13 protein-coding genes are annotated in these 13901 nt (G+C 69.7%); 6 read left to right on the top strand and 7 right to left on the bottom strand.

What is annotated here, in order from left to right:
* The first annotated feature begins 46 nt into the window (after nucleotides 1–46).
* From trmD to ABD767_RS05780, 4 genes are all read left to right on the top strand, one after another.
* Nucleotides 47–814 (top strand): tRNA (guanosine(37)-N1)-methyltransferase TrmD, encoded by a 768-nt coding sequence (gene trmD, locus ABD767_RS05795; RefSeq protein ID WP_103045230.1) that lies wholly within the window; start codon nucleotides 47–49, stop codon nucleotides 812–814.
* A 110-nt stretch (nucleotides 815–924) separates the two neighbouring features.
* Nucleotides 925–1311, top strand: a complete 387-nt coding sequence (gene rplS / locus ABD767_RS05790) for a 50S ribosomal protein L19 (RefSeq protein ID WP_103045235.1) — start codon at nucleotides 925–927, stop codon at nucleotides 1309–1311.
* Between the two features lie 116 nt (nucleotides 1312–1427).
* A complete protein-coding gene (locus ABD767_RS05785) occupies nucleotides 1428–2141 on the top strand; it encodes a CoA pyrophosphatase (protein WP_103045231.1) in 714 nt (237 codons plus the stop codon).
* A 35-nt stretch (nucleotides 2142–2176) separates the two neighbouring features.
* Nucleotides 2177–3157: a CobD/CbiB family protein gene (locus tag ABD767_RS05780; RefSeq protein ID WP_103045232.1), complete on the top strand. Its 981-nt coding sequence runs from the start codon at nucleotides 2177–2179 to the stop codon at nucleotides 3155–3157.
* A gap of 67 nt (nucleotides 3158–3224) precedes the next feature.
* Here ABD767_RS05780 and ABD767_RS05775 read toward each other — a convergent pair whose 3' ends face one another.
* From ABD767_RS05775 to ABD767_RS05760, 4 genes are all read right to left on the bottom strand, one after another.
* Nucleotides 3225–3422, bottom strand: coding sequence for a zinc-binding dehydrogenase (locus ABD767_RS05775; RefSeq protein ID WP_344868699.1), 198 nt, complete (start codon nucleotides 3420–3422; stop codon nucleotides 3225–3227).
* Nucleotides 3423–3693: 271 nt separating this feature from the next.
* Complete coding sequence (gene rsgA, locus ABD767_RS05770) at nucleotides 3694–4671, bottom strand: ribosome small subunit-dependent GTPase A (protein WP_103045449.1); 978 nt, start codon at nucleotides 4669–4671, stop codon at nucleotides 3694–3696.
* Entirely contained in the window at nucleotides 4668–5009 is a 342-nt protein-coding gene (locus ABD767_RS05765; protein ID WP_103045448.1) for a 4a-hydroxytetrahydrobiopterin dehydratase, read from the bottom strand. The genes rsgA and ABD767_RS05765 overlap by 4 nt, the downstream gene beginning before the upstream one ends.
* The gene (locus ABD767_RS05760; protein ID WP_103045452.1) at nucleotides 5006–6328 is read right to left on the bottom strand and encodes a M48 family metalloprotease; all 1323 of its coding nucleotides are present in this window, start codon (nucleotides 6326–6328) and stop codon (nucleotides 5006–5008) included. The genes ABD767_RS05765 and ABD767_RS05760 overlap by 4 nt, the downstream gene beginning before the upstream one ends.
* A gap of 61 nt (nucleotides 6329–6389) precedes the next feature.
* Here ABD767_RS05760 and orn point away from each other — a divergent pair, with 61 nt between their 5' ends.
* Nucleotides 6390–6992, top strand: a complete 603-nt coding sequence (gene orn, locus ABD767_RS05755) for an oligoribonuclease (RefSeq protein WP_103045451.1) — start codon at nucleotides 6390–6392, stop codon at nucleotides 6990–6992.
* 51 nt (nucleotides 6993–7043) lie between these two features.
* On the opposite strand, the gene ABD767_RS05750 is transcribed toward orn, so the two are convergent.
* Complete coding sequence (locus ABD767_RS05750) at nucleotides 7044–7805, bottom strand: response regulator (protein WP_103045447.1); 762 nt, start codon at nucleotides 7803–7805, stop codon at nucleotides 7044–7046.
* Between the two features lie 5 nt (nucleotides 7806–7810).
* Complete coding sequence (locus tag ABD767_RS05745) at nucleotides 7811–8872, bottom strand: sensor histidine kinase (RefSeq protein WP_344868695.1); 1062 nt, start codon at nucleotides 8870–8872, stop codon at nucleotides 7811–7813.
* A 57-nt stretch (nucleotides 8873–8929) separates the two neighbouring features.
* Here ABD767_RS05745 and argH point away from each other — a divergent pair, with 57 nt between their 5' ends.
* Complete coding sequence (gene argH / locus ABD767_RS05740) at nucleotides 8930–10408, top strand: argininosuccinate lyase (protein WP_103045445.1); 1479 nt, start codon at nucleotides 8930–8932, stop codon at nucleotides 10406–10408.
* A 15-nt stretch (nucleotides 10409–10423) separates the two neighbouring features.
* Here the strand turns inward: argH and ABD767_RS05735 are convergent, their stop codons facing one another.
* Nucleotides 10424–13819: an EAL domain-containing protein gene (locus ABD767_RS05735; RefSeq protein ID WP_103045444.1), complete on the bottom strand. Its 3396-nt coding sequence runs from the start codon at nucleotides 13817–13819 to the stop codon at nucleotides 10424–10426.
* Between the last annotated feature and the right edge of the window lie 82 nt (nucleotides 13820–13901).

Below are 13901 nucleotides of genomic sequence, written 5' to 3'. Positions count from 1 at the left end.
CGCCTCCTTTTTCGTGTCCCTCCCCTCTTTTTCCCCGCGCCTGCCCATGCGCTTTGACGTCATCACGCTGTTTCCCGAGCTGTTCGCGCCGCTTCTCAGCGTCGGCGTGACGCGCCGCGCCTACGCCTCGGGGCAGGTCGACGTGAGGCTGTGGAACCCGCGCGACCATGGCCAGGGCAATTACCGCCGTGTCGATGACCGGCCGTTCGGCGGCGGCCCCGGCATGGTGATGATGGCCGAGCCGCTTGAGCGCTGCCTGGAGCAGATCCGCGCCGATCGCGCCGAGGAAGAGGGCGCCCGCGCGCCGCTGGTGCTGTTCTCGCCCCAGGGCGAGCGGCTGCACCACGGCGCGGTGGCGCAGTGGGCGCAGGGCAGCGGTGCCATCCTGCTGTGCGGGCGCTACGAGGGCATCGACCAGCGTTTCATCGACGCCCATGTGCAGCAGCAGATCAGCCTGGGTGACTTCGTGCTCTCGGGCGGCGAGATCGCCGCCATGGCACTGCTGGATGCGGTCGCGCGGCTGCAGCCCGGTGTGCTGGGCGACGAGCACAGCCACCAGCTCGACAGCTTCAACCCGCAGCTCGACGGCCTGCTCGACTGCCCGCACTACACGCGGCCCGAGCAGTGGCAGGGGCGCGAAGTGCCGGCCGTGTTGCTGTCGGGCCACCACGAGCAAATCGAGCGCTGGCGGCGCGACCAGCGCCTGCAGGCCAGTGCGCGCCTGCGCCCGGATCTGGTCGACGCGGCCCGTGCGAAGGGCCTGCTGACGCGGCGCGATGAGGCGTCTTTGGAGTTCGGTCGATCCGAGCTATAATCAAAAGCTTTTCGATCCTCTGTCCGGCCGCTGCACGCCTTGTGCAGCACCTCGCGCTTCTTTGTTGCGGCGAGACCATGGTGGCGCGGTCAAGATCGTTGGATGGCAACATGAATCTGATCCAGATCCTCGAGCAGGAAGAAATCACCCGTCTGAACAAGACGATCCCCGACTTCGCGCCGGGCGACACCGTCATCGTCAGCGTCAACGTGGTCGAAGGTACGCGCAAGCGCGTGCAGGCCTACGAGGGCGTGGTGATCGCCAAGCGCAACCGCGGCCTCAACAGCGGCTTCACGGTGCGCAAGATCTCCAACGGCGAAGGCGTCGAGCGCACCTTCCAGACCTACAGCCCGCTGATCGCCAAGATCGAGGTCAAGCGCCGTGGCGACGTGCGCCGCGCCAAGCTGTACTATCTGCGCGGCCTGAGCGGCAAGAAGGCGCGCATCAAGGAAAAGCTGCCCTCGCGCGTCAAGGTCAAGACCAGCGACGCGGCGTAATCAGGCACCGCGCCGTTGCAGCCGTCGCGACGGCAGGCAGACGCAAAACCGCTACAGTGCAAAACCTGTAGCGGTTTTTTTATTTTTCCGTGTCCTCTCCCCGTCCTTCGCCATCCATGCCAGCGGCGCCATCGGCAATCAGCGAGGCGCCCATCGCGCCGCTGCCCCCACACTTCGATCCGCGCCGGGTACCGGTGGCGGCCATCGACGACCATCTGCCGGCAGTTGCCGCAGACCAGCAGACCCCCGAGGCACTGCGCCGGCGCTTTGCCATGCCGCCGCACTGGCAGCCCGAGGTGGTGCGCGAGCGCCTGTTCACGCAGCGCACGCCGGCGCTGGCCGCAGTGCTGGTGCCTATCGTGCTGCATGCGCGGCCCACGGTGCTGCTGACCGAGCGCACGCAAAGCCTGTCCACGCATTCGGGACAGATTGCGTTTCCCGGTGGTCGCACCGACCCGCACGACCGCGACGCCGTCGCCACTGCCTTGCGCGAGGCGCAGGAAGAGGTGGGCCTGGCGCCCGCGGGTGTCGAGGTGCTGGGGCGGCTGCCCATCTACGCGACCAGCACCTCGTTCATCGTGACCCCGGTGGTCGCGCTGGTGCAGCCCGGCTTGGTGCTGCACCCGAACCCCGATGAGGTGGCCGACGTGTTCGAGGTGCCGCTGGACTTCCTGCTCGACCCCGCCCACCACCACCACCACGTGATGCAATGGCAGGGCCAGCAGCGCGAATGGCTCTCCATGCCGTACGACGATGGCCGCCATACCCGCTTCATCTGGGGTGCCACGGCCGGCATGCTGCGCAATTTCTACCGCTTCATGCGCGCTTGAATGCAGCACGGACGTGCGCCGCTATCATTGCCGACATGAGCTTTTTCGCGATCTTGTTTGCGCTGCTGATCGAGCAGGCCCGCCCCCTTGCGCGCAGCAACCCCATGCACGCCGGCCTGCGGGCCTGGGCCTTGTCGGTGGGGCGCAGTTTTGACGCGGGCGGCCCCAGCCAGGCCTGGCTGGCCTGGGCGCTGGGCGTGCTGGTGCCGCCGCTGGCGGTGCTGGCGGTGCACTGGGCGCTGTTGCATTGGATCGGCTGGCCGCTGGCGCTGGTGTGGAGCGTCGCGGTGCTCTACGTCACGCTGGGTTTTCGCCAGTTCAGCTACCACTTCACCGGCCTGCGCGACGCGCTGGAAGACGGCGACATGGCGCTTGCGCGCCAGCGGCTGGCGCAGTGGAAGCAGGTCGACGCCAGCGACCTGCCGCGCAGCGAGATCGTGCGCCATGTCATCGAGTATTCGGTGATCGCCGCGCATCGGCATGTGTTCGGCGTGCTCGCCTGGTACGCGGTGCTGGCCGCGCTGGGCCTGGGCCCCACGGGGGCGGTGCTGTACCGCATGGCCGAGTTCGCCTCGCGCTACTGGGGGCCGCGCTCGCTTACGCGCCACCCGATCAGCGAGGCGCTGCGCTCTGCCGCCGCGCGTGCCTGGATCGTGATCGACTGGGTGCCGGCGCGGCTGACCGCGCTCAGCTTTGCCGTCGTCGGCAGCTTCGAGGACGCGATCGAGGGCTGGCGCTTCTACGCCCAGCGCTTTCCCAGCGACAACGACGGCATCGTGCTGGCGGCAACCGCTGGCGCCATCCACGTGCGCCTGGGCGGCGAGGCGCTGCGTGCGGCGCAGCAGCACAGCGAGCAGGACTTCGAGGCCGGCATGGTGATGGACGACAGCGGCCCCACGCCGGGCTCGGAACCCGAGGCCGCGCACCTGCACAGCGTCGTCGGCCTGGTGTGGCGCTCGGTCGTGGTCTGGATGCTGCTGCTGGCGCTGCTGACGCTGGCGCGGTTGCTGGGATAGCACGGCGGCCCTTCGTACGCCGCGCATCCAGCACCTGGGCGCACGCCATCGCGGGAACCTAATCACCTCAACCCGCGGCCTGTGCGCCGATGCGCAGCGCCACCTTGCCGAACTGCGCGCCCGACGCAAGGCGGTCGAGCGCGGCATGCACCTGATCCAGCGGGTATTCACTGTCGATGACCGGGCGCAGGCCGGTGCGCTGGACAAAGCCGAGCAGGTCATGGAACTCGCCATAGTCACCCAGGCTGGAGCCGAAGATCTGCAACTGATTCCATTTCTATATCAACCGATTACTTTGTCGGCTTCGCTTGCCGTGCTACAGCACTGTCTGCGCTTCACCTTCGCGTATTCGATTGATATAAAAACGGAATGACGCACAAAGAGGCGGCGCAGGTCGGCTCCGGGCTGGTCAGCAGTGGTGGCGCCGCAGGTCACCAGTCGGCCGCCGCGCGTGAGGCGCAGGGGGGGTGAATAGGGACGCGGTGGAAAGGCGGGGCGGCAAGCGCGGTTGCGGCGCCGCTACACGCCGCGCAGCGTCAATAGCGCGGCGCGGCGCTCAATTCTTCGAACAACTCGGCGTAGATGCGGTAGCGGTTGGCGCTGATCGTGCCGTCCTGGCATGTCGCATCTGCTGCATCGGCCACCTGGGCGCGCACCGCGCAGCCGGGTTCGTGCAGGTGGGTGCAGTTGTAGAAGCGGCAGCTGCCCGCGTGCGCCGCAAGGTCGGGCATGTGGTGCGCCAGCGCGGTGGCGGCGATGTGGCGCAGACCGAATTCCTGGAAGCCGGGCGAGTCGATCAGCGCGGTCGAGCGCTCGGCGTCCATCCAGTACCAGGTGGTGCTCGTCGTCGTGTGCCGCCCTGAGTTGAGCGCCTGCGAGATCTCGCCCGTCTGCGCCGCGGCGCCCGGCACCAGCAGGTTGACCAGCGTGCTCTTGCCGGCGCCGGACGGCCCCAGCACCAGCGTGGCCTTGCCCTGCAACTGTGCCAGCAGCGCCGTGCGGTCGACCTCGGCGCATTGCGCCAGCGACAGCGGCAGCACGCGGTAGTGGTGCGCCTGGCCGGGCGTGTCGCCGCCCATGTGGCGATACGGCAGCAGGCGCTGCCAGGCGCGCTCGAAGGGCTCGACCAGGTCGCTCTTGTTGAGCGCGATCAGCGGCGTGATGCCTGCGGCCTCGGCGGCGATCAGCGCGCGCGCGAGCTGGCTCTCGGAGAACACCGGCTCGGCCGCCAGCAGGATGAGGATCTGGTCGAGATTGGCGGCAAACGACTTGGTGCGCACCTCGTCCTGGCGGTAGAACAGGTTGCGCCGCTCCTGCACGCGCTCGATCGTGCCCTCGTCGCCGTGGCCGCGCGATGCGCCGGGGGCGGCGGGCTTCCACAGCACGCGGTCACCCACGACGGACTGGTTCCTCTTGCCGCGCGGATGGCAGATGCGCCGCTGGCCGTCGCTGCTCTCGACGACGCAGTGGCGCCCGTGGCTGGCGACGACCAGGCCTTCGCGCGCGGCGCTCATGGCGTGGCCAGCAGTGCGTCGGCGCGGCGCGCGCAGTCGATGTCGGTCGCCGAGATGCCGCCCACGTCGTGCGTGTTCCAGCCCACGGTGCAGCTGCCGTAGTGCACGGTCAGCACCGGGTGGTGGTCTTGCGTGTGGGCGATGAAGGCGACCGCGTTCACGAAGGCCATGGTCTCGTGGTAATTGTCAAAGCGGTAGGTCTTGGCGATCTGCAGGTCGGCGCCGTCGCCCTGCAGCGTCCAGCCGTCCAGCTGCGCCAGCTGGGCGACGACCTCGGGCGCGCTGAGCGCGCGCCGGGCCTGGCCGGCCCAGTCTTTCTTGGGAAACATCGTGGTCATGCGGGTGCCGCCTTGGTGGAGGAGGGAAACAGTTGCAGATGCGCCAGCCGCTCGGCGGCCGGCGGGTGCGAGTAGTAAAAGCGCGCGTACAGCGGGTCGGGCGTGAGCGTGGAGGCGTTGTCCTGGTACAGCGTCAGCAGCGCGCCGGCCAGCTCCGCGCCGCTGGTCTGCTGCGCGGCGTAGGCGTCGGCCTGGAACTCGTCGTGGCGCGACAGCTGGGCCATCAGCGGCGTGATGAAGACGGTGAACACCGGCGCGGCCAGCGCAAACAGCAGCAGCGCCAGCGCGTCGTTGGGCGCGGAGCCCGCCACGCCATCCAGCATCAGGTTGGGCTGCACGCCCAGGCCGGTGTAGAACCAGCCGCGCGTGGCGAGCCACCCCAGCAGTGCAAAGGCGAGCAGGCCGAGCAGCAGCGACAGCGCGATGCGCTTGGCGATGTGCTTGTGCTTGAAATGCCCCAGCTCGTGCGCCAGCACTGCCTCGATCTGGCGCGGCGCCAGCTGCTTGAGCAGGGTGTCGAAGAACACCACGCGCTTGGCCGCGCCAAAGCCGGTGAAGTAGGCGTTGGCATGCGCGCTCCTGCGGCTGCCGTCCATCACGTAAAAGCCCTGGACGGTAAAGCCGCAGCGCTGCATCAGCGCATTGACGCGCTCGGCCAGCGCCGGGTCGTCCAGCGGCTTGAACTGGTTGAACAGCGGCGCGATGAACAGCGGGTAGACCACCATCATCAACAGCGTGAACGCGGCCCACGCGCCCCAGGCCCACAGCCACCACAGGCCGCCCGTGGCCTGCATCAGCCACAGGATGAGCGCTGCCAGCGGCAGGCCGATCACCGCGCTCAGCACCGTGGACTTGAGCAGGTCGGCCAGCCACAGGCGCTGCGTCATCTGGTTGAAGCCAAAGCGCTGCTCGACCACGAAGGTCTGCCACCATTGCAGCGGCAGCGCAAGAAGTCCGGCGATCAGCGAAAAACAGCCCAGCAGCGCCAGCTGCTGCACCATGCCGCCGCCCAGCAGTGCCAGCAGCGCCTGGTTGAGCAGATCCAGTCCGCCCAGCAGCGTCCAGCACAGCAGCACGGCGGCCGACAGCATCAGGTCGAGCAGCCCCAGGCGCAGCTTGGCCAGCGTGTAGTCGGCCGCCTTGTGGTGGGCCGCCAGCGTGATGTGGCCGTCGAATGGCGCCGGCACCTGCGCTCGGTGCAGCGCCACGTGGCGGATCTGGCGCGACGCCAGCCAGGTCTTGAGCAGCAGGCCGGCGAGCAGCGCCGCGCTGAACACCAGGGTCAGCAGCAGGGAGGGGGGCGGGAGTGTTTCGGACATGGGGCGCACAGTGTAGGGCAGCGCCAGTGTGGATGCCTGCGCGCTGGGCCACAATCGCGCCATGAGTGATAGCAATTCCACGGTTTCCCCCGCCCCCGGCCCTTCCACTACGCCCGAGCTGGCCAAGTCCGACCAGAACCTGGTGTGGCTGGACTGCGAAATGTCCGGCCTGGATCCTGAAAAAGAACGCCTGCTGGAGATCGCCGTCGTCGTCACCGGCCCGCAGCTGATGCCGCGCATCGAAGGGCCGGTGCTCGTCATCCACCAGGGCGATGCGCTGCTGGACGCAATGGACGCCTGGAACAAGGGCACGCACGGCAGGAGCGGCCTGATCGACAAGGTGCGCGCCAGCACGCTAAGCGAAGCGCAGGCGGAGCAGCAGATCATCGACTTCCTGTCGCGCTACGTGCCCAAGGGCAAGACGCCGATGTGCGGCAACAGCATTGGCCAGGACAGGCGCTTCCTGGTGAAGTACATGCCGCGGTTGGAGGCGTTTTTTCACTACCGCAACGTCGACGTGAGCACGCTCAAGGAGCTGGCGCGGCGCTGGAAGCCCGAGGCCTACAGCAGCTTCAAGAAGGCCCAGCGCCACACGGCGCTGGCCGACGTGAACGAGTCGATCGACGAACTGCAGCACTACCGCACCCACCTGCTGTCGGTGTGATGCCTTAAGAACGTGTTCAAAGTCTCCCCATGGGGAGACTTTGAACACGTTCTAACTTCCTTCCAGCACCTCGCGCACCGCCGCCAGCTGGCGGCGCGAGACGGGCAGCGGCTCGGCAATGCCCTGCAGACGCACGCACCAGGTCTCGCCCTCGGCGCCGCCGGGCGTGCGCAGCAGCGCGCGCACCGCGTGGCGCGCCGCCAGCGTGCTGCGGTGGATGCGCACGAAGTGCGCGGGAAAGCGTGCCTCGAAATCGGCCAGCGCGCCGTCGATCACGTGGCTGCGCGCGGCGGTGCGCAGCGTCAGGTATTTCTGCTCGGCGCGCAGGTACAGCACCTCGGCCAGCGGAATGCGCTCGACGCGGCCCTGGGTGCTGGCCACGACGGCGGCCTGCTCTGGTGCGGGCTCCAGTGCGGTGGCGGCCGGCGCTCCCGTGGCCTGCGCCTGCAGCAGGCGCTGCACTTTGGCCAGCGCCTGCTGCAGGCGCTGGCGGCGCACCGGCTTGGTCAGATAGTCCAGCGCGTCGAGCTCGAAGGCGCTGAGCGCGTGCTCCGCGTGCGCGGTGACGAAGACGATTGCCGGCGGGTGGGCCAGCTGCCCCATGTGCTGCGCCAGCGCCAGTCCGTCGCGCCCGGGCATCTGGATGTCCAGCAGCACCAGGTCGATGGCCGGCTCGTGCGCCGCGGTCAGGCGCTGCATCGCGGCGTCGGCATGCGCGGCCTCGTGCACCTGGAAGGCACCGTCGCACTCGGCCAGCAGCGTGCGCAGGCGCCGGCGGGCCAGGTCTTCGTCGTCGACGATCAGGATGTGCATGGCGGTCAGCTCGCGGGAAACGACAGGCGCACGTGGTACAGGCCGTCCTCGCCCGGGCCGGCGCTGAAGGTGCATTCCAGGTCGTGCAGCAGGCGCAGGCGCTCGCGCACATTGGCCTGGGCAATGCCGTGGCCGTGCGTGCGCGGCGCGTCGCCCGCGAGGGCGGGCGGCACGGTGTTGTCGATGGCCAGAACCACGCGCCGCCCGCGCAGCTGGGTGCGCACGCGCAGCCGGGCCTGGCCGGCTGCCAGCGGCTCCACGCCGTGCTTGACCGCGTTCTCCACCAGCGGCTGCAGCAGCAGCGGCGGCAGCCGCGCGCCGGCGGCGCGATCGTCCAGCTGCCATTGCACGCACATGCGGCTGCCAAAGCGCACCTGCTCGATCTCCAGGTAACGCTGCGCAACCGCGATCTCCTCGGCCAGCGTGGCCGACTCGCCCTGCTCCAGCAGTGCGTAGCGAAACAGGTCGCTCAGGTCTTCGAGCAGCGTCTCGGCGCGCGCCGGCTCCTCGCGCACCAGGGCGATTGCGCTGTTGAGCGCGTTGAACAGAAAGTGCGGGCGGATGCGCGCCTGCAGCTCGCTCAGGCGCGCGGCGGTGGCGGCCGGCGCGCGGGCGCGGGCGCGCAGCATCAGTGCGGCCACCAGCAGCGCGGCCAGCAGCGCGCCGCTGGCCGCGCTGGCAAGCCATGGCGGTTGCGCGGGGCTGTCCAGCATGGGGCGGCCAAGCAGGCAGGCCATCAGCCCGGCCAGCGCGCCCAATGCCACGCCGGCGGCGTACTGCCAGGCGTCGCCCAGGCGCTGCAGGCCGTGCTTGGCCGCGCAGGCGGCCAGCAGCCAGGCCAGCGTGGCGGGCAGGCAGGCGGCCGTGAGCAGTGACCAGTGCACCAGCCAGGCGCGCGGGCCGCTGGCGCCAAACAGGCTGCCGACGGCCAGCACCAGCTCGACGAAAAGCACGGCGCGCAGCACGACGCCGGCATGGCAGGCGTCGAACACCAGCGCGCGGCGCGCGTGCACTGCGGCGCCGGTGGCTGGCCTGGTCGATAAAATCAGCGGTTTTGTCGTTGTCATTGCCCTGCGGCCGCTGCAGCCATTGCGGTGGGCTGCGATCACCGGATTATTGCCCCCATGTCTGATTCCTCCGCACCGCAGCAACCCTCGGGCGACCAGCTCGCCACCAAGTCGCAGGCCTGGTCGGCGCTGTTCTCCGAGCCGATGAGCGATCTGGTCAAGCGCTACACCGCCAGCGTTTTCTTCGACAAGCGCCTGTGGCAGGCCGACATCGCCGGCAGCCTGGCGCACGCCGAGATGCTGGCGGCGCAGGGCATCATCGCCGTGGCCGATCATGCCGCCATCACCCGCGGCCTGGCCCAGATCACGCAGGAAATCGAGTCCGGCGCCTTCGAGTGGCAGCTGGATCTGGAGGACGTGCACCTGAACATCGAGGCGCGCCTGACCCAGCTCGTGGGCGACGCCGGCAAGCGCCTGCACACCGGGCGCAGCCGCAACGACCAGGTGGCCACCGACGTGCGCCTGTGGCTGCGCGGCGAGATCGACCTGATCGACGGCCTGCTGCGCGAGCTGCAGCTGGCGCTGGTCGAGGTGGCCGAGAAGAACGTCGAGGTCATCCTGCCGGGCTTCACCCACCTGCAGGTGGCGCAGCCGGTCAGCTTTGCCCACCACCTGCTGGCCTACGTGGAGATGTTCGCGCGCGACGGGCAGCGCATGCAGGACGTGCGCCGGCGCGTCAACGTACTGCCGCTGGGCAGCGCGGCGCTGGCCGGCACCACCTATGCGCTGGACCGCGAGCGCGTGGCGCGCACGCTGGGCATGGTGGACGAACAGGGGCGCGCCTGCGTGTGCCAGAACAGCCTGGATGGCGTGAGCGACCGCGACTTCGCGATCGAGTTCAGCGCCGCCGCCAGCCTGGTGATGGTGCACGTCAGTCGCCTGTCCGAGGAGCTGATCGTCTGGATGAGCCAGAACTTCGGCTTCATCCGCATTGCCGACCGCTTCACCACCGGCAGTTCGATCATGCCGCAGAAGAAGAACCCCGACGTGCCCGAGCTCGCCCGCGGCAAGACGGGCCGCGTCGTCGGCCACCTGATGGGCCTGATCACGCTGATGAAGGGCCAGCCGCTTGCCTACAACAAGGACAACCAGGAGGACAAGGAGCCGCTGTTCGACACCGTCGACACGCTCAAGGACACGCTGCGCATCTTCGCCGAGATGATCGGCGGCCAGGTCAACCCGGCCACAGGCGCCAAGGAGGGCGGCATCACCGTGAACGCGCAGGCGATGCGCGCGGCTGCGGCCAGGGGCTACGCCACCGCCACCGACCTGGCCGATTACCTGGTCAAGAAGGGCCTGCCGTTTCGCGATGCGCACGAGACCGTGGCGCACGCGGTGCGCGCCGCGCAGGCCGAGGGCGTGGACCTGTCCGAGCTGCCGCTGGCGACGCTGCAGGGTTTTCACCCGGCGATTGGCGCCGACGTGTTCGAGGTGCTGAGCCTGGAAGGCTCGCTCAATGCCCGCAACACGCTGGGAGGCACCGCGCCGGCGCAGGTGCGCGCGCAGATCGCGCGCCAGCGCGCGCGCCTCGTCTGACCAGGCGTGGTGCCGTTACTCCGGCGCCGCGCCGTCGTGCTGCGCCACCCAGTCCTGCAGCGCGGCCAGCGGCATGGGGCGGCCAAACCAGTAGCCCTGGTAGAGCTGGCAGCCGTGGTGCGCGAGAAAGTCGCGCTGGCCTGCCTGCTCGACGCCCTCGGCAATCACCTGTAGCCCAAGTGTGTCGGCCAGCGCGATGACCATGCGCGCAATCGCCGCGTCGTTGGCGTCGGTGAGCACGTTGCGCACAAAGCCCTGGTCGATCTTGAGCTGGTCCAGCGGCAGGCGCTTCAAGTAAGCCAGCGACGAGTAGCCGGTGCCGAAGTCGTCGAGCGAGAAGCCGACGCCGCGCGCCTTCAGCGCCGCCATCTTGCTGGCCACCTCGTCGATGTGGGTGATCAGAATGCTCTCGGTCAGCTCCAGCTTGAGCCGCTCGGCCGGCGCGCCGGTCTGCTCCAGCACCTGCAGCACCTGGTCGACGAAGCCGTCGTGGTGGAACTGGCGCGCGCTGACGTTCACCGCCATGGCCAGCCGCTGCCAGCGCGGCTGGCCGGCCCAGGCGGCCAGCTGGCGGCAGGCGGTCGTCAGCACCCAGTGGCCCAGCGGCAGGATCAGGTCGGTCTGCTCGGCCAGCGGGATGAACTGCGCCGGCGCGACCGTCTGGCCGTCCGCGCGCTGCCAGCGCACCAGCGCCTCCACGCCGACCAGGGCGCCCTGGTGGTCGACCTGCGGCTGGTAGTGCAGCTGCAGCTGCTCGCGCGCCAGCGCGCCGCGCAGCGCGTCCTCCAGCGCCACGCGCTCGTCCAGCGCGTGCTGCATCTGCGGGTCGAAGAAGAACAGCGCGTTGCGCCCCGACGCCTTGGCCCGGTACATCGCCAGATCGGCCTGCTTGAGCAGGTCCTGCACCTCGTCCCGCGCCTGGCCGAACAGCGTCACGCCGATGCTGGCCGTGCAGTGGTGGTGCACGTCGCCCAGCTCGTAGGTGCTGCTCAGCGTGTGCAGGATGCGCGAGCCCACCGTCTCGGCCTGGGCCATGGCCTGCAGCGCCTCGGGCGCCAGGTCTTCGAGCATCACGACGAACTCGTCGCCGCCCAGCCGCGCCACCGTGTCGCCGCTGCTCACGCAGGCGCGCAGGCGCTGCGCCACCTGCTGCAGCAGCAGGTCGCCCACGTAGTGGCCGCGCGAGTCGTTCAGGCCCTTGAAGTCGTCGATGTCGATGAAGAACAGCGCGCCGTGGCGCCGGTTGCGCGCGTGCACGCTCAGCGCGTGCTCCAGGCGGTCGAGCAGCAGGCGGCGGTTGGGCAGTTGGGTCAGCGGGTCGGAGAAGGCCAACTGCTGGATGCGCTCTTCGCTCTGCTTTTGCACCGTGACGTCGGTGAAGCTGGAGACATAGTGGGTCACCTCGCCGCCCGGGCCGCGCACCGCGGTGATCGACAGCCACTTGGGGTAGTCCTCGCCGCTTTGGCGCCGGCTCCAGATCTCGCCCTGCCAGCGGCCCTGGTGGCGCAGCGTGGCCCACACGGCGGCGTAGAAGTCGCGGCCGTGGCGCTCGGAGTGCAGGATGCGGTGGTGGCGCCCCAGCGCCTGCGCGCGCGTGTAGCCGGTGATGCGGGTGAACGCCGGGTTGACCGCGATGATGGTGCCGCCGGTGTCGGTGACCATCACGCCCTCGGCGCTGTTCTCGAACAGCGTGGCCGCCTGGCGCAGGTCTTCCTCCATGCGCTTGCGCTCGGTGATGTCGAGCATGATGCCAACCAGCCCGCCCAGCGCGCCGTCGGGCAGCGTGAAGCTGGCCTTGTGAAAAATCACGTCGTGCTGGCTGCCGTCGGCAAACTGCACCGGCGTCTCGTAGATTTTCCGGCCCGGGTTGGCCAGCAAATCACGGTCGACGTTCTCGAAAACCCCATTCCGGTGAACGGAGCTGATGTCCGACGGCCGCTTGCCCAGCAGCTGCGCGCGCGGCAGGCCGACGACAGCCTCGAACGCGCTGTTGCAGCCCAGGTAGCGCCCCTGCGCGTCCTTGTAGAACAGAGGGCTGGGGATGGACTCGATCAGCTGCTGCAGAAAACTCAGCTGGCCGTGCAGCGCCTCGGTGCGCTCGCGCACGCGCTGCTCCAGTGCGTCGTTGGTCTGCTGCAGCAGCAGCTGGCTCAGGCGCTGCTCGGTCACGTCCTGCAGCGTCTCGATGGCGCCGCAGGGGCGCCCGTCGGTGTCGTGCAGCGGCGCGGCCGTCACGTGCAGCCAGCGCGGCCCGCCGTCCGGGCGGCCGACGTCGACCTCCACCTCCAGGCCGCCGTCCATCAGCATCGAGCGGCGCACCTCGGGGTATTGCGCGCAGATTTCGGCGTCGCTGGCCTGGTGCACCAGCAGGTTGATCAGCGTGGGGCGCGGGCTGTCGTAGAACACGCGCCACAGCGCGCTGCTGCCGATCATGTCCTCGGCGCGGTGGCCGGTCAGCGCGGTGCACGCCAGGTTCCAGTGCGTGATGCGCTCGTGCGCGTCGACGACGAAGGTGGCCAGCGGCGTGCCCTCGATGATCTGGGCCAGGCGCTGCGTGCGCTCGCGCACCAACTGCTCGGCGCCTTCGTGCGCGGCGCGCAGCGCGGCCTGCGTGCGGTGGCGCTCGGTGATGTCGGTGTAGGTGGTGATGACGCCGCCGCCGGGCAGCGGCCGGTCCTGGATGTGCAGCACCCGCCCCTGGGGCGAGATGAACTCGAAGTCGCCGGGTTGGCCGGCGCGGGCGCGCGCGATGCGCTGGAGCGCGCGCGGGCGCAGCTGCGGCCAGTCCGTCAGCACGTGGCGGGCGTAGTGGTCGAGCAGCTGCTCGGCGCTCAGGCCGCGCCAGTCCACATGGGCGGGCCAGGCCACCAGCTCCAGGAAGCGCCGGTTGCACTCGACCAGTCGCATGTCCGCGTCCAGCAGCATGATGCCCTGGTCGATGTGGTCCATCGCGTGGTGCAGCCGCGCAAAGCGCTGCTGCACCGTCTGCTGCGTCTGCTGCAGCAGCTGGCCCAGGTGGGCCGCCGGCGCGGGCGCCGGGCCGGTGCGCTCGTGCGCGGTCTGCAGCACCGCCATCACGCAGAAATGCACCACCCGCGCGAGCGGGCGCACCACCGCCAGCGGGCCGGCCACGCCCAGCGACACCAGGCGCGTGCCGCCGATGTCGATGGCCATGTTCACGCCCTCGCGCACGCTGCCGTCGGCGCTGGCCTCCTGCGCGGTGACGCTGTACTCGTCCATCTCGCCGTGCATGATGCGCTGCGCGACCGGGTGCAGCTGGCCGATGCGCGCGCGCTCGCTGGAGGCCACGATGCGCCCCTGCGCGTCCATGAAGCTGCACACCAGGCCCAGCTCTGCCTGCAGGACGTTGCACAGGTCCTGGCCGAAGTGGGTGTCGAAGTGGGCGGGCATGGCGGGCGGGGCGATTAGGGCCGCTATCGTGCCAGAGTCTGGCGCCGGTGCAGACGATGGATTGCCCTCGGGTATGCTGGAT

Origin of the sequence: Comamonas faecalis, assembly GCF_039538025.1 — a bacterium.
Taxonomy (GTDB): Bacteria; Pseudomonadota; Gammaproteobacteria; order Burkholderiales; family Burkholderiaceae_C; genus Comamonas_C; species Comamonas_C faecalis.
Note: the sequence above shows the minus strand (reverse complement) of the source record. Positions and strands in the feature narration are given on the sequence as shown.

Coding starts and splice junctions, on each gene's coding strand:
- trmD (WP_103045230.1), top strand. CDS start 47: ATGCGCTTTGACGTCATCACGCTGTTTCCCGAGCTGTTCGCGCCGCTT.
- rplS (WP_103045235.1), top strand. CDS start 925: ATGAATCTGATCCAGATCCTCGAGCAGGAAGAAATCACCCGTCTGAAC.
- ABD767_RS05785 (WP_103045231.1), top strand. CDS start 1,428: ATGCCAGCGGCGCCATCGGCAATCAGCGAGGCGCCCATCGCGCCGCTG.
- ABD767_RS05780 (WP_103045232.1), top strand. CDS start 2,177: ATGAGCTTTTTCGCGATCTTGTTTGCGCTGCTGATCGAGCAGGCCCGC.
- rsgA (WP_103045449.1), bottom strand. CDS start 4,671: ATGAGCGCCGCGCGCGAAGGCCTGGTCGTCGCCAGCCACGGGCGCCAC.
- ABD767_RS05765 (WP_103045448.1), bottom strand. CDS start 5,009: ATGACCACGATGTTTCCCAAGAAAGACTGGGCCGGCCAGGCCCGGCGC.
- ABD767_RS05760 (WP_103045452.1), bottom strand. CDS start 6,328: ATGTCCGAAACACTCCCGCCCCCCTCCCTGCTGCTGACCCTGGTGTTC.
- orn (WP_103045451.1), top strand. CDS start 6,390: ATGAGTGATAGCAATTCCACGGTTTCCCCCGCCCCCGGCCCTTCCACT.
- ABD767_RS05750 (WP_103045447.1), bottom strand. CDS start 7,805: ATGCACATCCTGATCGTCGACGACGAAGACCTGGCCCGCCGGCGCCTG.
- ABD767_RS05745 (WP_344868695.1), bottom strand. CDS start 8,872: ATGACAACGACAAAACCGCTGATTTTATCGACCAGGCCAGCCACCGGC.
- argH (WP_103045445.1), top strand. CDS start 8,930: ATGTCTGATTCCTCCGCACCGCAGCAACCCTCGGGCGACCAGCTCGCC.
- ABD767_RS05735 (WP_103045444.1), bottom strand. CDS start 13,819: ATGCCCGCCCACTTCGACACCCACTTCGGCCAGGACCTGTGCAACGTC.